Here is a 24,797-nt window from a genome sequence, read left to right as displayed (position 1 = left end):
CTTTACAAAAACTCAATCTTTTTATACATATATTGAGGTTCTAAACATTCCCAAATTAAGACTAAATCACTGATAATTTTTCCAATTGGCTGACGTTGTTGGCGAGTGTAAATAATGCCACAATGTTCAATACCTGTAGAGGCCAAACTAAGAAAATCATCATCAAAAGTAAAAATGACTCGTTGTTGGGACAAAGCATAAGCTAGTTGTCTTTCATCAGATGCACCAATTAGACCCTCTTCTGGGGATGTTGTGACATCAACTCCCCGCATTCTCAAGCCGTTTGCAATAGCATTACTAACACTTTCATCCAGATGAAATTTAATCTTGACTGGCATTTTCACCCTGTAATATTTTCTCAATTAAAGATGGTTTGTTTCCTTGTAGTTGTTTAGCAAAAGTTTCTCCTGCTTCAATTTGTCGTCTAATTTCTTCTCGATTGTCATGGTAATAGGCCAAGGCCGCATAAACATCTGCTAGGGTGATAGTAGGATGATGATAAATAATTTCATCTGGTGACATTCCCATTCTTTCATGCCAAATTACAATATCTTGAACTTTAATTCGATGTCCAGCAATACGAGGTTTTCCACCACAGATACCAGGAGTGATTTCAATATGTTGTGAGATAACTAAAGATGACATAATTACTTGCCAATAAGATCAATCAATCCTTGTTATTATACCATTTTTTCCCAGTAAGGCAACATCAGTGCGATCGCCGATCTGGTAGATTGGGTTGAGGCACGAAACCCAAGATGATCAACTATTAATTTATTTGGTTGGTGTTGGGTTGCACTTTGTTTAACTACATTTTGGCAATAAAGAGGCGATTAGGGTGGATAAACGGCGAACGCTAATCTTGTAAGCTTTAAACAGTGCTATATAAAAAACTAAACAAACTATAATTAAAATTACTGCAAAAATTTAGAGAGTAAAGAAGGAAATATGACAGAAATAGTTTTTTTAGTGGAAGATGCACCGGAAGGGGGATATACAGCAAGGGCATTAGGCGAGTCTATTTTTACCGAAGCCGATGATTTACAGTCTTTACGAGAAATGGTAAAAGATGCCGTTAATTGTCATTATGATGATAGGGAAAATCGCCCTAAAATTATTCGTTTACATATTGTTAGGGATGAGGTATTTGCGGTATGAAGCTACCCAGAGATTTATCCAGTGATGACTTAATCAAAAAATTGTCTGAGTTAGGTTATGAAGTGAGTCGTCAAACGGGTAGCCATATTAGACTAACTACTTCTGAAAATGGTACACATCAGATTACTATTCCTGCTCATAATCCTGTCAAAATAGGCACTTTAAATAATATTTTGCGTGATGTCGCTCTACATTTTAATCTAAGTAAAGATGAACTATTGAAAAGACTGTTTTAAAATGGCGATCACCTGTAGATTGAGTGCGATCCAAGATGATCAATTATTAATTTATTTGGTTGGTGTTGGGTTGCACTTTGTTTAACTACATTTTGGCAATAAAGAGGTGAACGCTTTTATTTTAATAATCTTTCCTATTTTTCATGACTTCCTATCCACCCCCAAATATAATCTTCACCATCTTTAAAAGCTAAAGCTCTATAATTAATACCAAATCCTGCCGATCAAAATTCTCCAACTTTTTTAAAAGACAAAGAAGGATGGTTTAAGTCACTTTTTAAAAGCTCAAAATTCCTTCTTACTAAAATTTGATTTGTTTTTCCCATTGTTGATCGTCTAACTTATTAATCCAATTTCTTAAATACAAAAATTCATCAAAAGTAAGGCTTTCAATTTCCGCTTGAGTTAATTGTAACTTTGTCATCTTACTATCTTTCCACAACAATAGTTCAAATTTGAGTTTTATATTATCATTTTTTCCGTAAAAATGGAGATTTGTGATCGCATTTGGCAGAATATTAGAAGTGCGATCGCTTTTCTTGTCGGGTGCATTAACAGAGTATAATTCGCCTTATTTCTTGTTATTGATGGATTCCCACCATAACTTTAAATCACTTTCATTAATCTTTTTTTGAAGATATTCAATCTGATCTGAATAGCTGAGATTTTTCATGTCTTCAGCCATTTTTTCTTGACTGGTTTGTTTAAAAGCTAAACAGTCAAAACTTTTTTTAATTGTCGTTGGCTTCATCAATTGTTACCTCTAAAGGAGAAATAATAGTCAAAATCCCATAGCCATTGAGTAAATTAATTTGATTATAGCCTTTCATTTTATCTAGGCGCACAATATGTTTAAAATTCCATGATATGATTGCATCCGCTACATGAGTGGCATCATTAATAGACTTTGATGTAACAACTCCTTCATTGATATAAGCATCCCTTAACTGTAAAACTTCAGCTGTTATCTTAACTACTTCAATAACTCTCTGCGGAATCGATAATAAAATATCTTTAACCGCTTGGGAGGCATTAATTAATTCGCTAACAATGATATCACTCATTAACAAAATAAACTTTTCTTGCTTAATGGCTTCCATCAATTGATTGGACTCTAAGGAAAATTCATCATCTAAACAGCCTCCAATGACTGATGTATCAATATAAACTCTAAGTTTTTTCATAAATGATAGAAAAAGTTTTCTGATCTTAGTTTAACATCAAAAGTGCGATCGCCGCTCTTTTAGAGTGGATTAAGGTAGTGTAATGCAGCTTATTGATAATAGAATTTTTGAAACCTAAAAGTCGAGGGCTTTGGTTTTAAGATTTATCAAGCTTAAAGTACAGTTAACATTAAGTTATAATAATCATTAGCCAACAACAATTATTACTATGTCTTTTGCAGCTAAATATCGAGATCGGATTGTGATTAACCCAGACATTCGCAGTGGCAAACCTTGCATTGTCAATACTCGTATTGCAGTAGCAGATATTTTTGATTATCTAGGAGGAGGGATGACTATTGAAGAAATATTAGATGATTTCCCCGATCTTACCTTAGAAGATATACAAGCCTGTTTTGCATTTGCCGCCGAGCGGGATCGTCGTTTAATGGTTATTCCCTATGAAACTGCTATTTGACGAAAACTTATCACCTAAACTACCTCTGTTACTGGTATCACATTTTCCCGATAGCGCTCATGTTAGAGATTGTAGCCTAAAAGGGTTTCCCGATCAAAGGATTTGGGAATATGCGCGTATCAATGGATTTATAATTGTCTCGAAAGATGCTGATTTTTATCAACGGAGTTTATTGTATGGCCAACCTCCAAAGTTCATCTGGTTGAGGATTGGAAATTGTACCACTCATCATCTAATCAGTCTTATTTTAAAACATAAACAAGCTATTAAGGAATTTAGCGATAACTCTACCGAGTCCGTTTTAGTAATTGCATAATCATATATTATCCTAAGCGATCGCTTTTCTGATCGGGTGCATTAACAAAGTATAATGCACTTTATTTATTGTTTATTGATAAAATGATCCAAAGACGTTAATTTAAAAGATTGAGGTCAGGGAAGTTTGTTAGGTTGGTCTTGTGTTAAAATTAAGTTGGAGTAAATTCTAATCCCCGATTAAAATTTCAACGGAACAATTACCATGAACTTTTATACCGTTATTCTGAGAAAAAGTGCAGATTATTGGGTCTCATTATGTCTTGAAAATGGATTAGTTGGACAAGGAGAAACTCAGGAAAAAGCTATTGAGAAACTAAAAGAAGCGATTGAATCTTTTTGGGAGATTTATCGTGATAAAGCCAATATCTATACCAGTCCTATTCCTATAGACGAACTTCATGAATTTTTAACTGTGGGAGATTCTGAAACTCCCGAAACTTACGAACTCAGAAAAGTTTATGCCTAAAAATATTCCTTCTCTTAAACCCAAAGCACTAATCAAAATTCTTGAAAAAGGAGGCTGTCAATTTTATCGAGAAGGAAAAGGTGATCATCGTTTATATTGTAGAGTATTGTATAATCAACATCGAATCGTTCCTATCGATATAGGTGCAAAAGAAATGTCCCCTGCTTATGTTTTACGAATTTTTAGACAATTTGGTTTTACAGATGAAGAAATAGAACATTTATTAAAATAGATGATTGAATGCGTTTTTTTCAAACGAATAAATTATCTATTCTAGTACGCTTTATTTTAATTTTATTTCCAAAAGCTAAAATAAAGAGATAGCTATCTTTTTAAGGTACATTAACGCGAGAGTAAAACCCTCGATTGCTTGTTATAAATTGATTTAATGATTAATTTTCACCCAGTCATCGCCGATAAATTAACCTGCCTTAAAAACAGGTAAAGTGACTATCACCATTTTGCGTAATTTTTCGCTCTGGTAATGAACTTTTGATTATGAAATGATCCAAAGACGTTAATTTAAAAGATTGAGTTCAGGGGAGTTTATTGGGTTGGTCTTGTGTTAAAATTGGGTTAGGGCTAGTCTGAATCATTTATCCTGTATCATTTAACGGTGGAGAAAACTATGGTAAAAATCTTTAAAGCAATTTTGAAAAATAATACCCTTCAATGGCTTGATGAAACCCCTGAAATCAACTCAGAATATCCTGTTAATGTTTATATTACCTTATTAGAAGAAAATATCATTGGTAAAAATCGATCTAACGGTCAAAAAATGGCCAATGCTTTGAAAAAAATTGCTAACAATAATACTTTTACTGATGTTGATACCCAACAGTGGCAACAACAAAATCGGTGCGATCGCTCTCTTCCTAATCGGGATTAAATCATGTTATTAGATAGCAATATTATTATCTATGCCGCTCAATTAGAAAATGAGTTTCTCCGGGAGTTTATTGCAGAAAATTCTCCTTATGTCTCTGCTTTATCCTATCTGGAAGTTTTAGGCTACCATCGGTTAACTCATCAGGATAAAGTCTATTTTGAAGAATTTTTTAATGCTTCTCAAATCTTACCCATCTCTCAACCTGTAATTAACCAAGCAGTAACTTTAAAACAAATCAGAAAGATGTCCTTAGGAGATGCCATTATTGCGGGAACAGCTTTCGTTTATAATTTAACAATTGTAACTCGCAATATTGATGATTTTAATTTTCTTAGTAAATTAAATCTAATTAGGGTTTGCTGAATAAGTACGGGCGAAGCATTCGGATAGAAAATCTACCTTTTCACCGATAGGTTATTGTCCGAATGCTTCGCCCCTACAGGACGCGGGCCGATGAAGACGCAAGGTTTTGAACGAAGATTCTCTCAAAATCTTTCACCTGATTGTCCAATTGTCAACAGCTTTTGAGATGGTCTCACCCTGTAGAAAATCAAGAATATTTTTTAGGTGGAATAGGAAGATGAAATTTATCGGTAAACTAATAAATTATCATCACCTAAACCACTTTCTAGCCTAATTAATAAGGCCATTTCCAGTTAGTAATCTCGTCCTTATCGATGCCATTGGTAAAAGCATAATCGAGATTTTCGATAATAGCATTTTTCATCCGTTCCTTCACATGACCAGCAGCAGAACCTAATTTCGGCACGCGATCAATGACATCAATTACTAAATGAAAACGATCAACTTGGTTACGAATCGCTAATTCTAGGGGAGTATTAATATTCCCCTCTTCTTTGTAACCGCGCACATGAATACGTTCTTGATTACTGCGACGGTAGGTAAGTTTATGAATCAGCCAAGGATAACCGTGGAAATTAAAAATAATTGGCTTATCAGGGGTAAATAAACTATCAAAATCCCGTTCCGATAAACCGTGAGGGTGTTCACTTTCCGACTGTAATTTAAACAGATCAACCACGTTGATAAAGCGAACTTTTAAGTAAGGGAATTCCTCCCGCAGAATTGCCGTTGCTGCTAAAGATTCTTTAGTGATAATATCCCCACAGCAAGCCATAATTACATCTGGTTCATCGGGATTAGTTCCATCATCATCGTTACTTGCCCAATCCCAAATACCGATACCTTTGGTGCAGTGTTTAATTGCTTCTTCAATGGTCAAGTATTGCAGGTGTTTCTGTTTATCAGCAACGATAATATTAGTGTAATCCTTGCTCTTGAGACAGTGATTAGCCACACTTAATAAACAATTCCCATCGGGGGGAAGATAAACCCGCACCACGTCGGCACTTTTATTGGTTACTAAATCGATAAAACCGGGGTCTTGGTGACTAAAACCATTGTGATCCTGCCGCCAAACTACCGAGGATAATAACAGATTCCAAGAGGAAACAGAAGCACGCCAAGGCACATGATTTTTGCAGATATCGAGCCATTTAGCGTGTTGGTTGAACATGGAATCGATAACATGGGCAAAAGCCTCGTAGGAGTGAAATAAACCGTGACGACCGGATAATAAATAACCCTCCAACCAACCGACTAAAGTATGTTCACTCAGCATCTCCATCACACGACCATCGGGAGATAATTGACTACCATCTAAATCCTCTGGATAGGTATCAGCTAACCAAGCTTTTTTAGTCACTTCATAGAGAGCCGCTAAACGATTAGAAGCAGTTTCATCGGGACCAAAAACGCGAAAATTAGTCATATTATTTCGCATTACATCCCGCAAAAATACCCCCATCACTCCCGTATTTTCCGCTTCCACTTGGCCCGGATGGGTGACATCTACGGCATATTGACGAAAATCGGGCATTTTTAGGTCTTTACGCACCAATCCGCCGTTAGCGTGCGGATTAGCACTCATGCGACGATGACCAATAGGAGCGAGTTCTTTAAATTCCGGCTTAAATTGACCCGTGGTATAGTCAAATAATTCCTCCGGGTTATAGCTTTTCATCCACTCCTCTAATTTTCTCAAGTGGTCGGGGTTTTCATGCATCCCACCCATGGGGACTTGGTGAGCGCGCCAGAATCCTTCTACTTTATGACCATCCACGTTTTTCGGACCCGTCCAACCCTTGGGGGACCGGAGGATAATCATCGGCCAGGGGTAACGTTTAGCCACTCCCGTGCTGCGAGCTTCCTGTTGATAGGAGCGAATCTGATTGATACAGTGTTCTAGGGTAGCGGCCATTTTTTGATGGCAGTGGAGCAGGTCTTCATCTTCCTTACATTCGACGATGTAGGGAGTGTAACCGTAACCAACAAAGAGACTTTCTAACTCGTGGGTCGAAATACGGGAGAGAATGGTGGGATTAGCGATTTTATAACCGTTTAAGTTTAAAATTGGCAGTACCGCACCATCGCGAATCGGGTTAAGGAATTTATTCGAGTGCCATGCGGTAGCAAGGGGACCGGTTTCTGCTTCCCCATCACCCACCACCACGGCCGTAATTAGGTCGGGATTGTCAAAAACAGAACCGTAGGCATGGGAAACACTATAACCCAGTTCGCCGCCCTCATGGATAGAACCGGGGGTTTCGGGAGTGACATGACTACCGATGTGACCGGGAAAAGAAAATTGTTTAAAGAATTTTTGTAATCCTTCCTCGTCTTCACTTTTATCGGGGTAAATTTCCGAATAGGTTCCTTCTAGATAAACCGGACCGAGTACCCCCGGCGCCCCGTGGCCAGGACCTGCCATAAAAATCACATCGAGGTCGTATTTTTTGATTAAACGGTTGAGGTGAACGTAGGTAAAACTTAAGGCCGGACTTGCTCCCCAGTGACCGAGCAAACGATACTTAACGTGTTCGGGTTTAAGATGTTCTTTGAGCAGGGGATTATCGCGCAGATAAATCATACCTACAGCTAAATAGTTACAAGCGCGCCAATAGGCATGGGTTTTGTAGAGTTCGTCTTGAGAAAGGGGATTTTGCTCTGTTAAGGGTCTTTCTGGTGCGGATACCATGAATATTTCTCCAATATCTATGAACGATGAGATTAAGAGAGTTGATAGACAATTTCTCCATCGAGAGGGTTAACCCTCGCTCAGTTTTCAAACTGTAATCAAGAGTCTAACCTTTGGGGGCGCAAAAAACTATTAAAATAAACTATATTTTACTGATCTGGCTTGGCTAATTTATGTCAGTCGGGCGGGGTTTTTAAATAGCTTTTAAAGGAAAATTAATTTCTTCTTAACTTATAGAGCAATAAATTCTCTGAGAACTTTTTTGTCGGGAAGAGCCTAATTAGGCCTTCTCGATGCCAGTGGTGAGGACTACTAGAATAGCAAATTTATTATTTTTTATCTTTAGAACTCCTGCAAAAGTAAGTTTTAGAGCCGCTATCAGGTCAAAATATCTAAAAAATCGGATAAATTTGACATAATCTTAGATTTTATGGATATTATAGTTATCTTTTGTCTCGGAGTCTCGGAGTCTCCTCACCTAACGAAAGATTTTTTATTTTTGCAGGAGAGCTTTTGAAGCACTGAAACTTAAAATCTTTCTATACTTCATCTAGCGATCAACAAAAGCTGATTAGCATATATAGTGATTCTCTAGAGGCCAATCAATTCTCAAATTATTTTTTCTTGATCGTGCCTAAGCTTATCGCAGCTGTAAAGGAGTTTTTTTCATGACAAAAGTAAGAGTCGCTATCAACGGATTCGGTCGTATCGGTCGCCTCGTTTTTAGGGCGGGTATCCAAAATCCTGATTTTGAGTTTGTTGGTATAAATGATCTCGTCCCTCCCGATAATATTGCCTATCTGCTCAAATACGACTCCACCCACGGACGTTTTCAGGGTACGGTAGAAGCGAAAGAAGATGGCATCGTCGTGGATGGTAAGTTTATCCCCTGTTACTCGATTAAAGACCCCGCTCAACTACCCTGGGGTGCAACCGGGGCCGATTATGTGGTCGAGTCCACCGGTTTATTTACCACCGCCGAAGGAGCAGGAAAACACCTAGAAGCAGGGGCCAAACGGGTAGTTATCTCCGCACCCACCAAAGATCCCGACAAAATTCGTACTATTGTACTAGGTGTCAACGACAATGAATACGATCCCGCTAAGGATCTGATCGTCTCTAACGCTAGTTGTACCACCAATTGTTTAGCCCCGATCACCAAAGTTATTAACGATAACTTCGGACTAGCGGAAGGATTAATGACCACAGTACACTCGATGACCGCCACTCAACCCACCGTAGATGGTCCATCGAAAAAAGATTGGCGCGGTGGTCGCGGCGCCGGTCAAAATATTATCCCCTCCTCCACGGGAGCAGCCAAAGCAGTAACCCTAGTTATTCCCTCCCTAAAAGGCAAATTAACCGGTATGGCCTTCCGTGTGCCAACTCCCAACGTTTCGGCGGTGGATTTAACCTTTAAAACCGCAAAAGCCACCAGTTACGAGGAAATTTGCGCCGCTATGAAAGCCGCCAGCGAAGGACCGATGAAAGGTATCCTCGGTTATACCGATGAGGAAGTGGTATCGAGTGACTTTATCACCGACCCCCACTCCAGTATCTTTGATGCTAAAGCTGGCATTCAACTTAATGCCAATTTCTTTAAGGTCGTCTCTTGGTACGATAACGAGTGGGGTTATTCCTGCCGGATGTTAGACCTAATGAAAATGATGGCAGCTAAGGAAGCAACCCTAGTAACAGCCTAAATCAGTTATCAGTTATCAGTTACCAGTAACCAGTGAACAGTGAACAGTAACCAGTAAACAGTAAACAGTGAAAAGACAGCACTGTTAATGCCATTAGACATCTCCAAGAGTGAAACAAAATAGTTCTATGGCTGAAATGGGCTCTTCTGGTTTCTGTGTGGAAACGGGGTCTATACTGATAGTTTCTTCAGCAAAATAGTCCTAAAAGTCTTTCCAGGTAAATATTTCACGATTCTATAAGCAAAAATTATCACACAAAGTCGAGAAGAGCCTGAAATGTATGTCTTTGTCTATTTAATATTGCTCACTTAATAAGTAGGTGGGTGTTAAAAATTGTCAGATACCCCCTTATCAAGGGTGGCAGGGGTATCCCCCCACTTAATACTCAAATCTGATCACTGATAACTGATAACTGATCACTGATAACTGATAAGATGAATCCAAAATTTAAAGATATTACTGCTTGGGAACAGGCACAATTATTAATGCAGCCAGCATTTATTCGGGTGCTGGATAATCTGCGTAAACAGTTAGAAAATTCCCTCTGGAAAGGAACTTATACAGAAATTCAAGATCCCTATCCCAGTTATCTGCTCTGTTTGACTTATCTCGATCGCTCCGTTACTGTAAATATTTGGGAACTTTGTTTTCAAGTCTGTTTTCTCGATTATCCCACCGATGAAGGAGAGAGCGTCACCATCGATACCAGTCTCCTCGATCCCACCGGTGAACTAGATTGGCAGAGTTTGGAAACGAAAACCGAGCGCATTATTAAGCAATTATTCGCTAATTTACCCCAATGAAAGCAGATTTAGACACGATCAAGGCAGAGTATGCCGCTAATTTTCTCAAAGATTACCACAATGATCCCCAACGTTTAGCATCCCAAACAATTTTAATCGATCGCTCCCATTGGGGTTTATTAGAATTAAAAGGCCAGGACCGACTGCGTTTTCTCCACAATCAAACCAGTAACGCGATTGATCGCCTGAAACCGGGTCAGGGTTGTGAGACAATTTTCCTTGACTCTACCGGTCGTACCCTCGATTTTGTCACAGTTTACGCCGGCGATGATTCCCTCCTCATCCTCGTTTCTCCCCAACGTCGTCAATTTTTACTGGAATTGATCGATCGCTATATTTTCCCCTTCGATAAGGTGGAAATTAGCGACTTAACCGATAATTTTGCCATTTTCACCCTAATAGGTACTAAAAGCGGGCAAAAACTGCAAAAAATCGCCATTCCAGAGCAGATTTTAACGGGGGTGCAGCATAGTCATTATCTCCTTTCTGACCCCCCCCTGAGAGTAGCCGTCGGTACCGGCTTAGATCTGCCCGGATATACTTTAATCGTTGCCGCCGCCGAAGCCGGTCCCCTCTGGGAAAATTTAATTAAAAATGGCGTTACTCCCGCCGATGAGCAGGTGTGGGAATACCTGAGAATCCATCAGGGCCGACCGGCAGTCGATCGAGAATTAACCGAAGATTATAACCCTTTAGAGGCCGGTTTATGGCGAGCGATCGTTTTTGATAAGGGCTGTTATATTGGTCAAGAAACTATCGCCCGTCTCAACACCTATAAAGGCGTAAAACAGAGACTTTGGGGCATAAAACTCAGCCAACCCGTCCCCAGCAATACCCCGATTATTTTAGAAGCGCAAAAAGTCGGTTTACTCACCAGTGTGCTGGAGGATTTTGGCTTGGGTTATGTGAAAACAAAAGCGGGAGGAGAGGGTTTAAAAGTACAAATCGGCGAGGCAACAGGAGAATTAATCCCCTTACCCTTCCTCTCTCACGAATACCCCTTTCAGTGAACAGTAATCAGTAAACAGTGATCAGTAATCAGTAATCAGTAATCAGTGACCAATCACTAATCAATGATAACTGATAACTCACATCTTATAAGTAGTTGTGCAAAATTAATTTATTGGTTAGGATAGGCAAAAGGCAGGAGGCAAAAGGCAAAAGCTTTATCGAAATGTGTAATTAATTTTGCTTAGATACTTAACTAATAACTAATAACTAATAACTGATAACTGATAACTGATAACTGATAACTGATAACTGATAACTGATAACTAATAACTGATAACTGATAACTGATAACTGAAAAACCCCTCTAACCCCAGCGACTAGCGATAGGCATTCGCCAACCAGTACCAAAAGCGCGATCGCTAATTTTTAAGCCAGGGGGAGCTTGTTTGCGCTTAAATTCGGCATTTTTAACCAATTTAATCACTTTCTGCACAATTTCAGGCTCAAAACCGGCGGCGATAATTTGTTCGGTGGATTGATGGCGATCAATTAATAGTGCTAAAATAGCATCTAAAATCTCGTAGGGAGGTAAAGAATCTTGATCCTTCTGATTGGGTTTTAATTCAGCACTAGGAGCTTTATTAATCACATTGAGGGGGATAATTTGCCCGTGCCGATTTAACCAGCGACAGAGGGAATAAACACGGGTTTTCGGCACATCAGCAATCACTGCTAAACCACCATTCATATCACCGTAAAGGGTGCAATATCCGACGGCCATTTCTGATTTATTGCCAGTGGATAATAGTAAATGCCCGAATTTATTAGAGAGAGCCATCAATAAATTACCGCGAATGCGTGACTGAAGATTTTCTTCAGCAATACCGAAATCAGTCCCCGCAAAAAGACCATCTAAAAGTTGATCATAAGCGTTCATAATTTCTTTAATTGCTAACTTCTCACTTTTGATACCTAAATTATTAACTAAAGCCACTGCATCGCTAATGGAATGGTCGGAACTATAGGGAGAAGGCATCATCACAGCGAGAACATTTTCTTTACCTAATGCGTCGCTGGCAATAGCGGCAACTAAACTGGAATCAATGCCACCACTCAAGCCAAAAATTACCCGTTTAAAACCGCATTTCTGCACATAATCTCGCACTCCTAAGACTAAAGCTTGATAAATTTCCTCATCTTCATCAACGGGTAAAGGATGAATAATTGCGGGTAACAAATCTTGATTAAACTCGATCAATTCTAGACTAGAAGTAAATGCCTTGGCGCGATAAATCACTTCTCCTTGTCGGTTAAAAGCAACACTGTCACCATCAAAAATTAAATCATCATTACCTCCCACTTGATTGACATAAACTATAGGTAAATTATATCTAGTGGCACTATAGGACAATAAAGATTCTCGCAATTTTTGCTTACCGACACTGTAGGGAGAAGCGGAAAGATTAACGATTAAATCCACTCCTAAACTAGCTAAATCGGCGATGGGATTAACTGCGTATTGACGCTGACCCCAAAATTGTTCATCATTCCAAACATCTTCACAGATAGTTACACCGATTTTTACATTATTTTCTGTTAGTTGAAAATATTGACTTTCTTTCCCAGAAGCAAAGTAACGATCCTCATCAAAAACATCGTAGGTAGGCAATAAACGTTTAGTAAAAATTTGTTTAATTTCTTGACTTTTTAACAAAGCTATGCTATTAAATAACGGCTTTTCTCCCCTGACCGTTGCCGAGGGATTTTTTTCGACAAAACCGACTAAGACAGCTAATTTTTCTGGTAATTGTTGGGACAATAATTGCAATTGTTGAGACATTTTCTCCACAAAACCCAGATTTAACAATAAGTCTCTGGGAGGATAACCACAGAGGGATAATTCTGGGGTTAAAAGTAATTCTGCTCCCTGATTAAATGCCGTTTGAGCAGCCTCTAAAATTCTTTGGGCATTTCCTTCGATATCTCCAACAATGGGATTTAATTGAGCGATAGCAATTCTCATATTTTTTCCTATTTAAACAAAAACTAACGGTTGATCTTTAAAGGGAGCAAAAGCTTTTTCATCAAAGCGATATAAACTAGCCGGACGACCGGCACCACGAGAGACTTTTAAACCCATATCCTTGAGAAATCCTAATTTCAATAGCCGATTTCTGAAGTTAGAATAATCACTAAAATTTTTACCTAAAATTGTCTCATAAAATTGATAAAGATCATTTAAAGTAAATAATTCTGGTAAAACCTCAAAAGCGACGGGACTATACTCTACTTTATTGCGTAATCTTCGCCAGCCATAAGCTAAAATTTGACCGTGATTAAAGGCTAAATCTGGCACTTTATCAATCATATACCAAGTGATATTATAATCCCGTTCGGTGATTAATTTTGCTTCTTCAAACCGCACTAAAGCGAAGTAACTCACCGATAGATAACGTTTCCCAAAACTCTCGGCCGCTGCCGGGGAATCTCCCTCTGGACTGCCAAAAGTATATAACTGTTCCAGATAGAGATTATTGACACTAATTTTCTCAGCTAAAATTCGATAGGCTGCCGTTTCCAGTGATTCCCCATTTCTCACTAAAGTTCCGGGTAAACTCCAGTAATTACTAAAAGGTTCTTCCCGTCGTTTAATCAGAAGCACCAGCAGCCGATTTAATTGGGTATCAACGGAAAAGATCACGTTATCAACTCCCACTTTAAAATCAGCTAGAGATTTATTAGCTAGGGTATTTAGCGGTTTCATGCGTAAAGTTTTTGACCTTCGATATAATCTTTAATCGGTGCAGGAACAGCCTGTTTATCGCCTTTTTCTCGATAATCTGTTGAGGATACAGCCGGAGCAAAGACATCGGCAATCAGACAATCACCCCCTAATGTTTGCAGTTGTTCAATATCATCTTGGTTAATAGGATAACCTGGACGGGGAATCACAAGAATTTTGACTTTTTCTAGTAATTCTTGGCTGCGATACCAGTGCCTAATTTGTCCAGCTAAATCGGAACCAATGACTAGGGTATATTCCTCCTGTTCTCCCCAAATTGCTTGCGCTTTTTCCACACTAATTAAGCTACGTCGATCGCTTAATTCTCGTCGCAGTTGTATATTATCTCTTGGGGTTTGAATGTCCCGGATGAGCAAATTTAACATCCTCAGACGATGTTCGAGACTGGTTTGATGATTTTTAAAGGGATTATCGGCAGCCCAAACCGCAACGATATCGTACTGTTCCGATAACCATTTTAGTATGGCTTGATGACCGGCAGTAGGAGGATCGGCACTGGTTCCAAAAAGGGCAATTTTAAGCATAGGATTCAATTGCTTGCTCACTGAGGGATTAGTTTAAGTCTGCTCAAGCTTGGCAAAAATTAACTTCTCCCCATTATAGTTGATTTTACCAAAATAGGGCAAGAGGATCAGTTATCTCCTGCAAAAGTAAGTTATCGAGCCGCTATCGGGTCAAAATATCTAAAACCCCAGATAAATTTGACATAATCTTAGGTTTTATGAATAGGATAAGTACCTAAGCAAAATTAATTACACATATCTAACCCCCTCTTGCCTTTTGCCTCTTGCCTTTTGCCTATCTTTACTAGGAAATTAATTTTGCACGACTACTTAGTTATCTCTTATCTTTTGTCTGCTACTGAAGATTTTTGATTCTTGCAGGAGATATTATTTTTTATAAAATTGGTGAACTAATTCACAAACGTACTAACCCACAAACAGAAGGAGGCAAACCCATTACGCCGCGCTATGACTCCCGTAACACTTAGCGGCCAAAACCACTGGCTCGATTTCTCCCTTTTGGAGTTTTTCTAGCGGGGTTGCTCCCTCTAAACGAATATCACCCGTGAGCAGAAAGAGCATTTGTGTCCAAGCACCGTCTTCTTTTAAAACGGCTAACACTTGGTCTAAACCAGACAAAACTTTGCCATCAATAAATTGCCAAGCAGGATAAACTAATTCTTCGTTGACAGATAAACCTAAGACCTGATGATTGAGCCTCATAGTTTCTAATTCCAAAGAACTACAGGCTAAAACACTACAAATCTCAGCGCTGGTTAAGGTTCCGCCTTGCTTAGATAGGAACCGTTTCTTCGCTTCTTCGCCTCGTTTAATGGCAGCCTCCAACGCAGAGGCCAAAGCTAAAGGAGATTGTGTTTTTTGTATAGATTCTAACATTTTTAAGCAACCCTACCACCGTCAACAAGGCCTGTATAAAACAAATACAAGTCTCCCTTCAAATGTTTAGTTTCTTGTATCAGCTTACGTTTATCGTCCGAGTAGCCAATAACCTTACCTTTCTCTGGCCAGCCATATTTGTCGCACCCAGTGATCTCTACGACCACCCATTGATCGGGGTAATCGGATGAGACATCGGCTATACTCAAATCTTCTGTTTTGTGGCTAAGTGCTTTCATGGCTAAGGTGGAGGTTGATTTGATCAGGATCTTTGTTTTTGCCTAGTAGTGTTTCGGCTCCTCATGTCAGGAATCCCTAACATTATTAGCTTGACTCAATCTACCCTCATGGGCTACTATGCGGGGATGATAATGATGAGTAAAGGGCCAGCACCCGCGAGGATACTGTCCCTCTCCTAGCTTCGCATCATCGGGATTAACCCTCTCAATTAGCCCACCAGGAGACTTAAAAACCTTATTAGTGGACTCAAGAAGCCAGGAGGTCAATCAATATGAAGAGCTTGCTCACTGTCATGCTCCTAAGCTCCCTTGCTTACGGCGTAGCTGTCGGGAAGATTCATCCCTATGACTACGTTTTTATCTACACCATCAACGAACTAGCAAAACGTCAGGGTGGAGATAATAAAGACGGGAAGCGATAGGTAGAACGTTTATTTAATTCAGGCTGGGCAGTGCGGCAACACTCGACCAGCTTTTTTGTACTGTTTTTTACTATCGCTCTATTTTCTTCAATGGTATCCACAATATAATCACTTACTGTAAGGATATCAACCAACAAATATTGCAAAGTTAAACCAACAATTGTTGTCCATTTAAACCAACAAATATTGCTATCATTAAACAATAATTGTTGGTACTCCATTTCAAAATATGCTAACTAGCTCGAAAATACAGCCATGAAGACGCTCTCGTCAATGCCCCAAAACCTATCCGAAATGTCCCAAAACCTATCCGATGCCGAAAGGCAGGCAAGAAACTGTAATACAGCCATGAAGACGCTCTCGTCAATGCCCCCATCACTGTGTGAAGCCCAAAAGCAGGCAAGAAACTGTGGTTTGGATATACCCAAGCTAGAAGCTTTGTTGGCAGAAATCGAACCCCTATCTGAAAAATACAAAATTATTTTCTATCTGGCGGCTGCAGGTCTTTATTCCGCCGATGATTTGGCTGAAAAGTTCAATCATAGCAGCGGCAAAAATCTAAACGCAGATTTCAACAAAAATCTAGGCTCCCATCTTAAGGATTACCTTGAGTTAGATGACAGTGATCGTCTGGGAATTACTTCCCTAAGAAGGATTCTCTTTAAAAAGGGCTATTGTGTTGACATTAATGACGATGAATTAGTGAGAGTTTTGCCAACACGCTACGCTGAAAATTCTCAATTAGAGCAGTCTTTTACTGTCAGACACAATTAGTGCGGATGAGAAGACCACCTATCAAGGATATTGATTTAAAAATGGAAAACACAGAGTTATTGTGCGAGATACCAACATCGGTCACTAATGGTTTGTTAGCTCAACTAGAAAAGGAACAGGATAGCGATATCCGTGCTGAAATCATAAGGAAATTGGGAGAATATCCTGAGCCTCAAGTGATTAAAAAACTTTGGGATTTGAGAAATAATCTCGAAAGCGAATCTGATGATTTTGTGCAGTACGAAATCAAGCTTAGTTTGCATAAAGTGACTAATCATCCTAATATAAATATTGATTTTTTTCTGGGTAACTTAGAGGTATTCCAATCAAAAGATAACAATTCTCAAGCTCCAAAAGTCTTAATTGACGCTGATCTAATTGAAGAGTTTTTATTACGAAATCAGACGACTCTTAACAGTGAAGCTACTAGGGTTATGGGACTTGTTTTAGAGGGAAAAATTAACCCTTACATTGAGGAACTGGGATTAATACAAATTTGGCATAATATCAAAAATCTGAAATCTAGAGAAGATGCCAATCGTTTGATCATTGAACTTCTGAGTAAGATTAACGTCGGTCAAGTTAACTTGAAAGAAATTGACCTAGAAAAATATCCGAACGTTAATTTAAAAACGGCAATTCAAGTTGAGATTGCCAGAAAGTATAGCCTAGCAGGTATTATCACCATCGCAGATCGAGAATTCATTGCCAGTGGATATCCTTTTGTGGGTTCTCCTTCCTTATTCTTACAGTTTTTAGGGGAAGATACCTCGCCAGCTTCTATCGAAAGAACTCTCAAAAATCTCGGTAAAGCAGCAATGGAAAATGAAAAAGTAAAACTCAATCAGCTTTTAGAAAACGAGCCTCAACAAAACTTATTCTTTGAAGATAATCTTTTGCTTTTTCAAGGCTGGAAAATTGAGTACTTTGAAATTCTTTGTGCTAATAACAATTTAACTGCTGCGACAGTTATCCTATGTAATACAAAAACTCAAAAACGTTACACTGAATCGGCCTTTAAAAAAGGTTCAGTAGATGCACTTTGTACTGCTTTTAACGAGGCTCTAGCTCATTTAGTTGAGGTTAAACATACCCTTAAATCTATCTATTTAGCCAACTTGACACCGGGTCAACAAGGAGCCACAACTGTCAAGGCAGCGGTTGAGTATGATGGTAAAGAAGTTATTACCATCCACACCCATGAAAATATTCTCAAGGCTTATTTTTTCGCCTACGTCAAAGCGATGATTGCCGTTTATGCACCCGATGAATATCACCCCGATATTCATAGCACAAAAGAATTGACATATTTGCACAAAATTGGCGAACGAGATTTTCATGGACTGAATTTCAGCCAAGTCAATTTAATGGATAGTGAAGGCAATCTTTCCGATGCAAAATTGATGGGATGTAACTTCAGTTAGGCTAATCTTTCGGGGGGTAATTTAACTAATGCTGATTTAACAGGAGCCGATTTAAGTCATGCCAATTTGAGCAAAGCTAATTTAACGGGAGCTAACTTGACCGATATTAAATTAGATGAAAATAATCTAACCCTCCTTGATGGCACAATTTTGACTAACACAATTATGCCTGAAATTAACATTGAAATTAGCGGCGAATCCCGTTTAGAAAAGGTTGGTCAACTACTCAAACACATTGATCCTCAAAGTCAATCTCGAATCTTGGCTGTTCACTCCATGACAGATTGCATCTGGTGGGATAATCCCCTTGGTCAAAAATTCTGGGAAGTTAACGAAGAACTAATCAAAAGGGGGATTTCTATTCAACGAGTCTTTATTCTTCCTGAAGTTCCGACTCCAAAGCATTTACAGGTGATTCAGGAACAACTTAACTCTCGCATAGAAGTTGCTTGTATTTGTCAGGAAAAAGCCAAAGATGAAGGCTATCCTTGGGATGATACCAACCTATTGATTAGCGAAAACTTATCTGTTCCCAGAAATTCTTTTACAGCGAGAAGAATTATGAATGGTCAAACAGAATCAGGTTATATTTCCTATCAAACAAGAGTTGTCGAGACAGATAAAAGTATCTTTAACGCTCTATGGGAAAAATCCGAAAAACTCTCTACTCAAGCTAATATTCAGGAACAATTAGCAAACCTAAATACCTGACATTTTCCATCCCCCACATAGGCGACTGGATGACCTAATTTTTTCAATTCGGCAATTGTTTCTAGGGACCCTAGTGGTTTGGGGGGGTAGAACCCCCCAAAAGCTTGGATTGAGTAATAAAATCGAAAGTAACGCCAGATTTCAGCAGTTCAATCAGAAAATGAGAGAATGAACGTTATAACCACCGACCATGTTTCCCAATAAGCTAACCGCACCCTGGGGGGAGATAATGATCGAACCTATAATTGGAGGGTTCTTCGTTACTTGGTATGGTTCGATAGGGTTGCATAAATCGACTAAATCCTTATCTGGCAAAAGATTTAATTGATTAGTTCGCTCTAGATCAAAAACAATTGACAAAAATCGCTAAATGCCTTTCTCTATAAGGGTTCCATCCCTTATAACCCTCGTCCATTGCATAACACAAACCGAAGAGCCTAATAAACTTCATCGTGAGTCCCAATTGACTCTAAAAGAATTGCCTGTTTCTGCTCATATTCAACGAATTTAAAGACAATTCTTAAATCATAGCCCACACTACAAGCATAAGAGTCTTTAAGCTCCCCTTTTAATTTGTGTGTTCTTAATCGAGGTTGAAATGGATCTACGGATAATAAAGCTAAAGTTTCTTGGATATTTTGAACTAAAAAAGCCTGTTTTTTCACAATTTTTCGAGCATTTCTAATAAATATATTCGAGCGTAATAAAACAAAATTCACGAAAGGATTTCCTCCATGATTTGTTCAGGTGTCAGGGGTTGACATTGACCTTGTGCAAATTCCTGTTGAGCTTCTTGAACATCTCTAAACAACTCTGTTCTTTTTTGATCTCGAAGACGATTCTGTAAAATATGAATGAGATTTTCTTGATCTTCAAGGGGAAGTTGCTCGGCTGCTTCTAGAATCTCTGCAAAGGTTGTTTGTATTGCCATTTTCTTAAGGGGCGATCGCTTAAACTATCTAGAATTTACAATCAAGGCTAAAAATAGCGAGAGTTACCGCATAACCATTTATTATATCGACATTTTTTGTCTAGTCAACCCAGAGGACAAAAAACAGAAACTTGACCTATATTCACCGGGTAGAGAATATTATCTAGAAACATTACCGACATTTCCGAGAATGGCCAAGGGTTGCTGATTTTTTTCTTAACCACAAAGACACAAAGGACACAAAGAGAGGAAGTAAGGGATTTTCACTACTCTAAGAGCGCCAAGAGAGCCGTATCATCTAAGGACTAATATGAATTTGACTGAGAATATAACGCAAGCGATCATAATCATCTTTAAGTAAAACACTTAACTGTCTGCCCACATTTACTAACCATTGTCGATCGGCTTGACGCAATTGATACATCTGACGGATAGAAGCGGCTGCCAAAGCTTCCACGGGAGTATTTTTGACCTGTAATAAAATTCGTAAAAAGTCTAATTGTTCACTAAAATAAACCACTTCTAACGACTCACATTGATAAACTGCCTGATGAATTTGTGGGGGCCGGGGAGGAATATATTGATAGATATAACCTCGCCCGGCACCATTGCCATTAAATTGTCCGGGTAAGGTTTCAAAACCGACAATAGTTGCCCGAAATTCCGTTTTTAACATAGCGAAAATCTGCGGCTGTTGTTCCCGCAATTCAGCCAAAGATAACCCCAAAGCTCTAGCGCGATGTACCGAATCGATGGGTGCAGTGGTGGCAAAGGTGACAATCCCAAAAATCTTATTACCCGTTTCTTCATCGTAGGCTTTTACCCAACTACCAAAAGCGGGCATAAAAGGAAAGTTTAACTCCTCTGGTTCCAAACATTGCGCTAAAAACTCGGTCGTCGTCGTCTCGATAACTTCGGCGATATGATCGGGATGGCGGTTATCCGTGGCTAATTGCGGTAAGGGTGGACGCATGGTTATTTTTTGCCTTTAGCGGGGGCAATAATTACTTCTTCTAATTCCGAGAGATTAAAGGTGACTAACTTATCCCAGTTGCCCCCCTCAAAAAGAACGGCCACTTTCCCATCGCTTAAACGCTGGGCTAAACCTTCAAATTTATAGTAGGTATCATCGGGATTGGTGACTCGAACGGTACTACCTGGCAAAATCATAGGATTGACGACGAAATTATAATTACTGTCTCTTAGCTTATCAAAAATTAGTGATCAGGGAGTCGGCTGGCAATAAGATGAAATATGACGGGATTTAGTAAGCTAAACGGCTTTTACTTCGGATCACCGATATAGACTCCAAAAGGGTTATAGCTATTGGATCATGCAGGTTAAGCGCCGTTTAGCTTATCATCCCCAGAGGACAGACTACTGTTCCCCACAAATAGCCTTAACAGTGCCGTCTTTTGACTGTTTGCTGCTCACTGAACAAAGCTCCCCAGTTCTCCAACACTGAATAATAGTAATGATCTCATGCGGCGGTTCGGCGGTTCGACAGGCGTTCGTGTTAGTGAGCTTGTCGAACTACTGAGCGTTCGACAAAAGCTCATGCGGCGGTTCGACAGGCTCACCGTCCGCTCGTGTTAGTGAGCTTGTCGAACTACTGAGCTCGCCGAACGTCCGAAGTCTCGCCGAACGTCCGAAGTCTCACAAAGCCTACCCCCACGAAAAACTTTTTCAGCAAACCCTAAATAAAGATGTTTTGGGTTCTTCGGTTTGTCTTATGCAATGGACGGGGGTTATAAGGGATGGAACCCTTATATACAAAGGCATTTGGCGATTTTTGTCAATTGCTTTTGATCTAAAGCGAACTAATCAATTAAATTCCTTGCCAGATAAGGATTTAGTCGATTTATGCCTCCTATCGAACCATACCAAGTAACGAAGAGCCATGTTTTGACAACCAAATTAAGGCATATCTAAAGAGTTTTGGGTTGAAAGTTAAACTTCATGTTTTCATTCAAAACAAATGTACTAATTAATTTTCTGGAGAAAATAAGTTGGCGACCTATCATAGCACATAATTAATTTGCAAGAGTTCTCATTAAATAGTAAAACATTAAGATTATGACCATATTCTGATTCTGTATCTTCTAAAAATCCACCATAGTCAAGCCTGATATTTCTCGTATTTATACACCAGAAGCTTTTCCGATTGTACATGATTTTTACAGTTTAATTCTTGAATAAGCTAAGACGCATTTAAACCGTTTATTCTTAGATTAGCCGAACCTCCCCCAATCGCTTTACTGTTGCCTTTTGCCTCTTGCCTCTTGCCTCTTGCCTCGTCTCAACAAGCAATTTAAATTAGGAACAGCTTATCACTATATTTAATTTTACATCAATTTGTAAAACAGTGCGATCGCCGATCTTGTAAGGTTCGTTAACAAAATGTAACACAAAAAGTGAGTTTTGGAAAGACTCAAGCTCTAATTACCGTAATTCTATACTGGTTTTCCGTCACCACCACCTCAGTTGATAACCTTTCTTCCATTGGTAAAGCATTTTTCCGTCTATCAAAGATAAATAACCAACCAAAATCTAAACCCAAACGCCCTAAATAAGATTCTAATTGTTCAATTCCATCAGCTTGAGGATTGCGTTTTTTATCCCGCCACACCTTCAATTCAATCCCTAAAATTACATCTTTATACTGCAAACATAAATCCATTCTATCACTACCAATGGCATATTCCCTTTCTAAAACTCCCCCACCATTAACCACACGATGTAAAAAAGCCATTAATACAATATGGGGTGCGATTTCATGATAACCAGTGCTACCTAATAACGGTTCGACCTGTTGTCGCCAAAATTTGAGAAATGCAGTTAATAAAGCATCTAGATTTAATTCACCCTCTGGGGTTAACCAAGTGGGTACAATCATGGGTAAAGATGCCATCGGTGTGACTGTTAACACCCTGGGTAACACTTCTCGATAAATGGGATTAGCAATAGTTAATCCTCCGTATGGGTGCATTTTGCATAATCCTAAATCTATGACAAATTGAATATCATCATTAGGTATATCTCCTAATTCTAAACCTGCTAACATTGGTTCAATAATGGCTTTAATTCTTGGTTCTCTTAACCTTTCCGCTAAACTATCTAAATGAGTATCCTGACGTGCAATTAATATTTCTTTAGCTGTTAAAATGTGTTCTTTAATAATAGCAATACTTCTGTCTTTTACCATTTTTTCTACAATTTCTTTAGCTAAAGCATTAACTAACCAAGGTTGTCCTTGAGTTAAATCATAAGCTGTTTCTATTGCTTCTGGTGTGAAAATTTGCCCAGTTGCTTCTGTATGCTGTTGATATAATTCTCCTACTTCTGTAAGATTAAAATTTCGCATAGTCAGAGAAGCAACTTTTATATTAAAAGGACTGGATGTATTTAATCTATTACTACCTCCCGATGCTACTTTATAATCTCGCACATCTCGTAAACCAATTAAACCTACTGATGAGGGAAAATTTTCTGGACGATTGGGAAAACCATCTCTTAACTGTCGTAAAACTGATATTAATGCTTGGTCTTGTAAAGAATCAATTTCATCTATAAATAATACTAAAGGGCGGTTTAAAGACGTTGCCCAATCTGATAAAAAAGCCTTAATTCTGCTTCCCGGTTGTTCCTGTTGCCATTGTTTAGCAGCTGGTTGTAATTCTTTAGGTAAGCGGATATTTATTGTATTATACCAAGTTCCTAAAATTGCTAATTCTGCGGCAGTAGGATCATGATTAAATGCACTTCCTACTTCTACCGATACCATGACTGCGGCATAATTTCCAGTATCAGTCAGTTGTTTTGCTAGGGATAACATAGCGGTGGTTTTCCACGTTTGTCGTGGTGCGTGAAGGACAAAATAACTACGTTGTTGAATTAGCTCCTCTAAATCTGGTAATCTGACTGTGGGAGAGAGCATATAGTGGATATCGTCTGAACAGGGACCGGCAATATTAAACCACCGAGTCATAGAATTTTGGTAATAAGTAGTCGTGCAAAATTAATTTCCTAGTAAAGATAGGCAAAAGGCAAGAGGCAAAAGGCAAGAGGGGGTTAGATATGTGTAATTAATTTTGCTTAGGTACTTAGGTGAACTCTTTAAGTTTAGACATTTTTTATACTCTTAATACATTATTAAAACCACCAGCTAATGAGAGTTGGTTAATTCGGCAATTAATTGTTCAGGAGTGATAATTCGTGGTGTGACAATGGGGAAATCTTGAGGATTACGGGTAATAATTGCATCTAATTGATTAACTAACGCACTAGAGTATTGAATAGAATCTTCAAAATCCTGAAAATTGGTTGTGAAAGCCATTCTAATTGCAGCCTGATTTACTGTAGCAATTTGACAAAAAGTAAGTATTTCTTGCAAAAACTCAATAGTTAAATCTCGACCTTTTTGTTTACGAATAAGATAATAAAGGTCACTAATAGTTGATGCTGAAATGTAGCCTTCTATTTGTCCCTGTTCAACAAATGCCAAAACTGTCTCGCTATTAGTAAAGTAAGGCTGTCTTTCCAGGGCAATATCTATAATGATGTTGGTATCAAGCAAGACTTTCACAGGTTATGTTTCTCCTTTAAATATTCCCATTTAGCTTGATCTGGATCAAAATCAGGAGATGCAGGTTGGGTTTTCTCAAACCAGTTTTGCAAAACCTTGATTTTAGTTGGTCTTTTTGGTGTTTCTGGTGCTGGTTCAGTGGTTGGGGTTGTGGTATGATCAAGGGTGTCTGTGGCTACCAAAACTACAATTTCCACGTTTCCGGGGGGTAAATTCAGGGGTTCGGTAATCAGCAAGTTACCAGATTGATCAATTTTTCCTTTGAGTTTGTATGCTTGCATGATG

General features: G+C 38.8%; 32 protein-coding genes and 2 pseudogenes. 14 read left to right on the top strand and 20 right to left on the bottom strand.

Annotated elements, in window-relative coordinates:
* Positions 1-2 precede the first annotated feature (2 nt).
* Complete coding sequence (locus ACE3JL_RS20305; RefSeq protein WP_002790889.1) at positions 3-338, bottom strand: DUF5615 family PIN-like protein; 336 nt, start codon at positions 336-338, stop codon at positions 3-5.
* On the bottom strand, positions 322-645 hold the full coding sequence (locus ACE3JL_RS20300; protein ID WP_103112054.1) for a DUF433 domain-containing protein: 324 nt from the start codon (positions 643-645) through the stop codon (positions 322-324). The genes ACE3JL_RS20305 and ACE3JL_RS20300 overlap by 17 nt, the downstream gene beginning before the upstream one ends.
* Before the next feature lie 303 nt (positions 646-948).
* Between ACE3JL_RS20300 and ACE3JL_RS20295 the strand changes: the two genes are divergently transcribed.
* On the top strand, positions 949-1,158 hold the full coding sequence (locus ACE3JL_RS20295; protein WP_002747310.1) for a hypothetical protein: 210 nt from the start codon (positions 949-951) through the stop codon (positions 1,156-1,158).
* Complete coding sequence (locus tag ACE3JL_RS20290) at positions 1,155-1,394, top strand: type II toxin-antitoxin system HicA family toxin (RefSeq protein WP_002747313.1); 240 nt, start codon at positions 1,155-1,157, stop codon at positions 1,392-1,394. The genes ACE3JL_RS20295 and ACE3JL_RS20290 overlap by 4 nt, the downstream gene beginning before the upstream one ends.
* Positions 1,395-1,695: 301 nt before the next feature.
* On the opposite strand, the gene ACE3JL_RS20285 is transcribed toward ACE3JL_RS20290, so the two are convergent.
* From ACE3JL_RS20285 to ACE3JL_RS20275, 3 genes are all read right to left on the bottom strand, one after another.
* Entirely contained in the window at positions 1,696-1,818 is a 123-nt protein-coding gene (locus ACE3JL_RS20285; protein WP_002747315.1) for a hypothetical protein, read from the bottom strand.
* Positions 1,819-1,965: 147 nt separating this feature from the next.
* Entirely contained in the window at positions 1,966-2,145 is a 180-nt protein-coding gene (locus ACE3JL_RS20280; protein ID WP_002747316.1) for a hypothetical protein, read from the bottom strand.
* Complete coding sequence (locus tag ACE3JL_RS20275; RefSeq protein WP_375328235.1) at positions 2,126-2,578, bottom strand: hypothetical protein; 453 nt, start codon at positions 2,576-2,578, stop codon at positions 2,126-2,128. Before ACE3JL_RS20275 ends, ACE3JL_RS20280 begins: the two co-directional genes overlap by 20 nt.
* Positions 2,579-2,786: 208 nt before the next feature.
* On the opposite strand from ACE3JL_RS20275, the gene ACE3JL_RS20270 reads away from it, so the two are divergent.
* From ACE3JL_RS20270 to ACE3JL_RS20245, 6 genes are all read left to right on the top strand, one after another.
* The gene (locus ACE3JL_RS20270) at positions 2,787-3,035 is read left to right on the top strand and encodes a DUF433 domain-containing protein (protein ID WP_002735373.1); all 249 of its coding nucleotides are present in this window, start codon (positions 2,787-2,789) and stop codon (positions 3,033-3,035) included.
* Complete coding sequence (locus ACE3JL_RS20265; RefSeq protein ID WP_043999925.1) at positions 3,019-3,351, top strand: DUF5615 family PIN-like protein; 333 nt, start codon at positions 3,019-3,021, stop codon at positions 3,349-3,351. The genes ACE3JL_RS20270 and ACE3JL_RS20265 overlap by 17 nt, the downstream gene beginning before the upstream one ends.
* Positions 3,352-3,555: 204 nt before the next feature.
* On the top strand, positions 3,556-3,819 hold the full coding sequence (locus ACE3JL_RS20260) for a type II toxin-antitoxin system HicB family antitoxin (RefSeq protein WP_375328234.1): 264 nt from the start codon (positions 3,556-3,558) through the stop codon (positions 3,817-3,819).
* Positions 3,812-4,051 (top strand): type II toxin-antitoxin system HicA family toxin, encoded by a 240-nt coding sequence (locus tag ACE3JL_RS20255; protein WP_271990358.1) that lies wholly within the window; start codon positions 3,812-3,814, stop codon positions 4,049-4,051. Before ACE3JL_RS20260 ends, ACE3JL_RS20255 begins: the two co-directional genes overlap by 8 nt.
* A 396-nt stretch (positions 4,052-4,447) precedes the next feature.
* On the top strand, positions 4,448-4,708 hold the full coding sequence (locus ACE3JL_RS20250) for a hypothetical protein (protein ID WP_271990356.1): 261 nt from the start codon (positions 4,448-4,450) through the stop codon (positions 4,706-4,708).
* A gap of 3 nt (positions 4,709-4,711) precedes the next feature.
* Positions 4,712-5,071 carry a type II toxin-antitoxin system VapC family toxin gene (locus ACE3JL_RS20245; RefSeq protein ID WP_375328233.1) on the top strand — a complete coding sequence of 120 codons (360 nt, stop codon included), beginning with the start codon at positions 4,712-4,714 and terminating at the stop codon, positions 5,069-5,071.
* A gap of 274 nt (positions 5,072-5,345) precedes the next feature.
* Here ACE3JL_RS20245 and ACE3JL_RS20240 read toward each other — a convergent pair whose 3' ends face one another.
* Positions 5,346-7,766, bottom strand: coding sequence for a phosphoketolase (locus tag ACE3JL_RS20240; RefSeq protein ID WP_375328232.1), 2,421 nt, complete (start codon positions 7,764-7,766; stop codon positions 5,346-5,348).
* Positions 7,767-8,434: 668 nt separating this feature from the next.
* Between ACE3JL_RS20240 and gap the strand changes: the two genes are divergently transcribed.
* From gap to ACE3JL_RS20225, 3 genes are all read left to right on the top strand, one after another.
* Entirely contained in the window at positions 8,435-9,469 is a 1,035-nt protein-coding gene (gene gap, locus ACE3JL_RS20235; protein WP_004161594.1) for a type I glyceraldehyde-3-phosphate dehydrogenase, read from the top strand.
* A gap of 434 nt (positions 9,470-9,903) precedes the next feature.
* On the top strand, positions 9,904-10,272 hold the full coding sequence (locus ACE3JL_RS20230) for a hypothetical protein (protein ID WP_002743680.1): 369 nt from the start codon (positions 9,904-9,906) through the stop codon (positions 10,270-10,272).
* Positions 10,269-11,282, top strand: a complete 1,014-nt coding sequence (locus ACE3JL_RS20225) for a YgfZ/GcvT domain-containing protein (RefSeq protein ID WP_375328231.1) — start codon at positions 10,269-10,271, stop codon at positions 11,280-11,282. The genes ACE3JL_RS20230 and ACE3JL_RS20225 overlap by 4 nt, the downstream gene beginning before the upstream one ends.
* 305 nt (positions 11,283-11,587) lie before the next feature.
* Here the strand turns inward: ACE3JL_RS20225 and ACE3JL_RS20220 are convergent, their stop codons facing one another.
* The 6 genes from ACE3JL_RS20220 to ACE3JL_RS20195 form a co-directional block, all read right to left on the bottom strand.
* Positions 11,588-13,246 carry an NAD+ synthase gene (locus ACE3JL_RS20220; RefSeq protein ID WP_375328230.1) on the bottom strand — a complete coding sequence of 553 codons (1,659 nt, stop codon included), beginning with the start codon at positions 13,244-13,246 and terminating at the stop codon, positions 11,588-11,590.
* A gap of 12 nt (positions 13,247-13,258) precedes the next feature.
* Positions 13,259-13,987: an NUDIX domain-containing protein gene (locus ACE3JL_RS20215; protein ID WP_193956731.1), complete on the bottom strand. Its 729-nt coding sequence runs from the start codon at positions 13,985-13,987 to the stop codon at positions 13,259-13,261.
* Positions 13,984-14,550: a nicotinate-nucleotide adenylyltransferase gene (locus tag ACE3JL_RS20210; protein WP_159297349.1), complete on the bottom strand. Its 567-nt coding sequence runs from the start codon at positions 14,548-14,550 to the stop codon at positions 13,984-13,986. The genes ACE3JL_RS20215 and ACE3JL_RS20210 overlap by 4 nt, the downstream gene beginning before the upstream one ends.
* Positions 14,551-14,985: 435 nt before the next feature.
* Entirely contained in the window at positions 14,986-15,426 is a 441-nt protein-coding gene (locus tag ACE3JL_RS20205) for a hypothetical protein (RefSeq protein WP_375328229.1), read from the bottom strand.
* A 2-nt stretch (positions 15,427-15,428) separates the two neighbouring features.
* Positions 15,429-15,665: a hypothetical protein gene (locus tag ACE3JL_RS20200; protein WP_375328228.1), complete on the bottom strand. Its 237-nt coding sequence runs from the start codon at positions 15,663-15,665 to the stop codon at positions 15,429-15,431.
* Between the two features lie 388 nt (positions 15,666-16,053).
* Complete coding sequence (locus tag ACE3JL_RS20195; RefSeq protein ID WP_375328227.1) at positions 16,054-16,308, bottom strand: hypothetical protein; 255 nt, start codon at positions 16,306-16,308, stop codon at positions 16,054-16,056.
* A gap of 52 nt (positions 16,309-16,360) precedes the next feature.
* On the opposite strand from ACE3JL_RS20195, the gene ACE3JL_RS20190 reads away from it, so the two are divergent.
* Both ACE3JL_RS20190 and ACE3JL_RS20185 read left to right on the top strand, forming a co-directional pair.
* Positions 16,361-16,861 carry a hypothetical protein gene (locus tag ACE3JL_RS20190; RefSeq protein ID WP_375329635.1) on the top strand — a complete coding sequence of 167 codons (501 nt, stop codon included), beginning with the start codon at positions 16,361-16,363 and terminating at the stop codon, positions 16,859-16,861.
* A 41-nt stretch (positions 16,862-16,902) separates the two neighbouring features.
* Positions 16,903-18,996 (top strand): annotated as a pseudogene (locus ACE3JL_RS20185) (pentapeptide repeat-containing protein).
* A gap of 153 nt (positions 18,997-19,149) precedes the next feature.
* Here ACE3JL_RS20185 and ACE3JL_RS20180 read toward each other — a convergent pair.
* The 5 genes from ACE3JL_RS20180 to ACE3JL_RS20160 form a co-directional block, all read right to left on the bottom strand.
* Positions 19,150-19,197, bottom strand: a complete 48-nt coding sequence (locus ACE3JL_RS20180) for a hypothetical protein (RefSeq protein ID WP_271990368.1) — start codon at positions 19,195-19,197, stop codon at positions 19,150-19,152.
* A 236-nt stretch (positions 19,198-19,433) separates the two neighbouring features.
* Positions 19,434-19,715, bottom strand: coding sequence for a type II toxin-antitoxin system mRNA interferase toxin, RelE/StbE family (locus ACE3JL_RS20175; protein ID WP_002782273.1), 282 nt, complete (start codon positions 19,713-19,715; stop codon positions 19,434-19,436).
* Positions 19,712-19,927: a hypothetical protein gene (locus ACE3JL_RS20170; protein ID WP_002782275.1), complete on the bottom strand. Its 216-nt coding sequence runs from the start codon at positions 19,925-19,927 to the stop codon at positions 19,712-19,714. Before ACE3JL_RS20170 ends, ACE3JL_RS20175 begins: the two co-directional genes overlap by 4 nt.
* A 298-nt stretch (positions 19,928-20,225) precedes the next feature.
* On the bottom strand, positions 20,226-20,900 hold the full coding sequence (locus ACE3JL_RS20165) for an HAS-barrel domain-containing protein (protein ID WP_002759297.1): 675 nt from the start codon (positions 20,898-20,900) through the stop codon (positions 20,226-20,228).
* A gap of 2 nt (positions 20,901-20,902) precedes the next feature.
* Complete coding sequence (locus ACE3JL_RS20160) at positions 20,903-21,097, bottom strand: NAD(P)H dehydrogenase subunit NdhS (RefSeq protein ID WP_002759298.1); 195 nt, start codon at positions 21,095-21,097, stop codon at positions 20,903-20,905.
* A 562-nt stretch (positions 21,098-21,659) separates the two neighbouring features.
* Between ACE3JL_RS20160 and ACE3JL_RS20155 the strand changes: the two are divergent.
* Positions 21,660-21,859 (top strand): annotated as a pseudogene (locus ACE3JL_RS20155) (hypothetical protein).
* 499 nt (positions 21,860-22,358) lie between these two features.
* On the opposite strand, the gene ACE3JL_RS20150 reads toward ACE3JL_RS20155, so the two are convergent.
* From ACE3JL_RS20150 to ACE3JL_RS20140, 3 genes are all read right to left on the bottom strand, one after another.
* Positions 22,359-23,915, bottom strand: a complete 1,557-nt coding sequence (locus tag ACE3JL_RS20150) for an ATP-binding protein (RefSeq protein ID WP_375328226.1) — start codon at positions 23,913-23,915, stop codon at positions 22,359-22,361.
* Between the two features lie 177 nt (positions 23,916-24,092).
* Positions 24,093-24,512: a type II toxin-antitoxin system VapC family toxin gene (locus ACE3JL_RS20145; protein WP_375328225.1), complete on the bottom strand. Its 420-nt coding sequence runs from the start codon at positions 24,510-24,512 to the stop codon at positions 24,093-24,095.
* Complete coding sequence (locus ACE3JL_RS20140; RefSeq protein WP_375328224.1) at positions 24,509-24,793, bottom strand: hypothetical protein; 285 nt, start codon at positions 24,791-24,793, stop codon at positions 24,509-24,511. Before ACE3JL_RS20140 ends, ACE3JL_RS20145 begins: the two co-directional genes overlap by 4 nt.
* Positions 24,794-24,797: the final 4 nt, after the last annotated feature.

This window comes from Microcystis sp. BLCC-F210 (assembly GCF_042134685.1).
GTDB classification, from domain to species: Bacteria; Cyanobacteriota; Cyanobacteriia; order Cyanobacteriales; family Microcystaceae; genus Microcystis; species Microcystis aeruginosa_D.
This window is presented reverse-complemented; position numbering and strand designations above follow the sequence as displayed.

Bases quoted from the DNA above. Each gene is read 5' to 3' on its own strand.
- ACE3JL_RS20230 (WP_002743680.1), top strand. From the start codon at position 9,904: ATGAATCCAAAATTTAAAGATATTACTGCTTGGGAACAGGCACAATTA.
- ACE3JL_RS20165 (WP_002759297.1), bottom strand. From the start codon at position 20,900: ATGCGTCCACCCTTACCGCAATTAGCCACGGATAACCGCCATCCCGAT.
- ACE3JL_RS20250 (WP_271990356.1), top strand. From the start codon at position 4,448: ATGGTAAAAATCTTTAAAGCAATTTTGAAAAATAATACCCTTCAATGG.
- ACE3JL_RS20280 (WP_002747316.1), bottom strand. From the start codon at position 2,145: ATGAAGCCAACGACAATTAAAAAAAGTTTTGACTGTTTAGCTTTTAAA.
- gap (WP_004161594.1), top strand. From the start codon at position 8,435: ATGACAAAAGTAAGAGTCGCTATCAACGGATTCGGTCGTATCGGTCGC.
- ACE3JL_RS20265 (WP_043999925.1), top strand. From the start codon at position 3,019: ATGAAACTGCTATTTGACGAAAACTTATCACCTAAACTACCTCTGTTA.
- ACE3JL_RS20300 (WP_103112054.1), bottom strand. From the start codon at position 645: ATGTCATCTTTAGTTATCTCACAACATATTGAAATCACTCCTGGTATC.
- ACE3JL_RS20190 (WP_375329635.1), top strand. From the start codon at position 16,361: ATGCCCCAAAACCTATCCGAAATGTCCCAAAACCTATCCGATGCCGAA.
- ACE3JL_RS20150 (WP_375328226.1), bottom strand. From the start codon at position 23,915: ATGACTCGGTGGTTTAATATTGCCGGTCCCTGTTCAGACGATATCCAC.
- ACE3JL_RS20170 (WP_002782275.1), bottom strand. From the start codon at position 19,927: ATGGCAATACAAACAACCTTTGCAGAGATTCTAGAAGCAGCCGAGCAA.
- ACE3JL_RS20295 (WP_002747310.1), top strand. From the start codon at position 949: ATGACAGAAATAGTTTTTTTAGTGGAAGATGCACCGGAAGGGGGATAT.
- ACE3JL_RS20160 (WP_002759298.1), bottom strand. From the start codon at position 21,097: ATGATTTTGCCAGGTAGTACCGTTCGAGTCACCAATCCCGATGATACC.
- ACE3JL_RS20260 (WP_375328234.1), top strand. From the start codon at position 3,556: ATGAACTTTTATACCGTTATTCTGAGAAAAAGTGCAGATTATTGGGTC.
- ACE3JL_RS20215 (WP_193956731.1), bottom strand. From the start codon at position 13,987: ATGAAACCGCTAAATACCCTAGCTAATAAATCTCTAGCTGATTTTAAA.
- ACE3JL_RS20195 (WP_375328227.1), bottom strand. From the start codon at position 16,308: ATGGAGTACCAACAATTATTGTTTAATGATAGCAATATTTGTTGGTTT.
- ACE3JL_RS20220 (WP_375328230.1), bottom strand. From the start codon at position 13,246: ATGAGAATTGCTATCGCTCAATTAAATCCCATTGTTGGAGATATCGAA.
- ACE3JL_RS20305 (WP_002790889.1), bottom strand. From the start codon at position 338: ATGCCAGTCAAGATTAAATTTCATCTGGATGAAAGTGTTAGTAATGCT.
- ACE3JL_RS20140 (WP_375328224.1), bottom strand. From the start codon at position 24,793: ATGCAAGCATACAAACTCAAAGGAAAAATTGATCAATCTGGTAACTTG.
- ACE3JL_RS20225 (WP_375328231.1), top strand. From the start codon at position 10,269: ATGAAAGCAGATTTAGACACGATCAAGGCAGAGTATGCCGCTAATTTT.
- ACE3JL_RS20275 (WP_375328235.1), bottom strand. From the start codon at position 2,578: ATGAAAAAACTTAGAGTTTATATTGATACATCAGTCATTGGAGGCTGT.
- ACE3JL_RS20210 (WP_159297349.1), bottom strand. From the start codon at position 14,550: ATGCTTAAAATTGCCCTTTTTGGAACCAGTGCCGATCCTCCTACTGCC.
- ACE3JL_RS20285 (WP_002747315.1), bottom strand. From the start codon at position 1,818: ATGACAAAGTTACAATTAACTCAAGCGGAAATTGAAAGCCTTACTTTT.
- ACE3JL_RS20290 (WP_002747313.1), top strand. From the start codon at position 1,155: ATGAAGCTACCCAGAGATTTATCCAGTGATGACTTAATCAAAAAATTG.
- ACE3JL_RS20255 (WP_271990358.1), top strand. From the start codon at position 3,812: ATGCCTAAAAATATTCCTTCTCTTAAACCCAAAGCACTAATCAAAATT.
- ACE3JL_RS20240 (WP_375328232.1), bottom strand. From the start codon at position 7,766: ATGGTATCCGCACCAGAAAGACCCTTAACAGAGCAAAATCCCCTTTCT.
- ACE3JL_RS20200 (WP_375328228.1), bottom strand. From the start codon at position 15,665: ATGAAAGCACTTAGCCACAAAACAGAAGATTTGAGTATAGCCGATGTC.
- ACE3JL_RS20245 (WP_375328233.1), top strand. From the start codon at position 4,712: ATGTTATTAGATAGCAATATTATTATCTATGCCGCTCAATTAGAAAAT.
- ACE3JL_RS20270 (WP_002735373.1), top strand. From the start codon at position 2,787: ATGTCTTTTGCAGCTAAATATCGAGATCGGATTGTGATTAACCCAGAC.
- ACE3JL_RS20205 (WP_375328229.1), bottom strand. From the start codon at position 15,426: ATGTTAGAATCTATACAAAAAACACAATCTCCTTTAGCTTTGGCCTCT.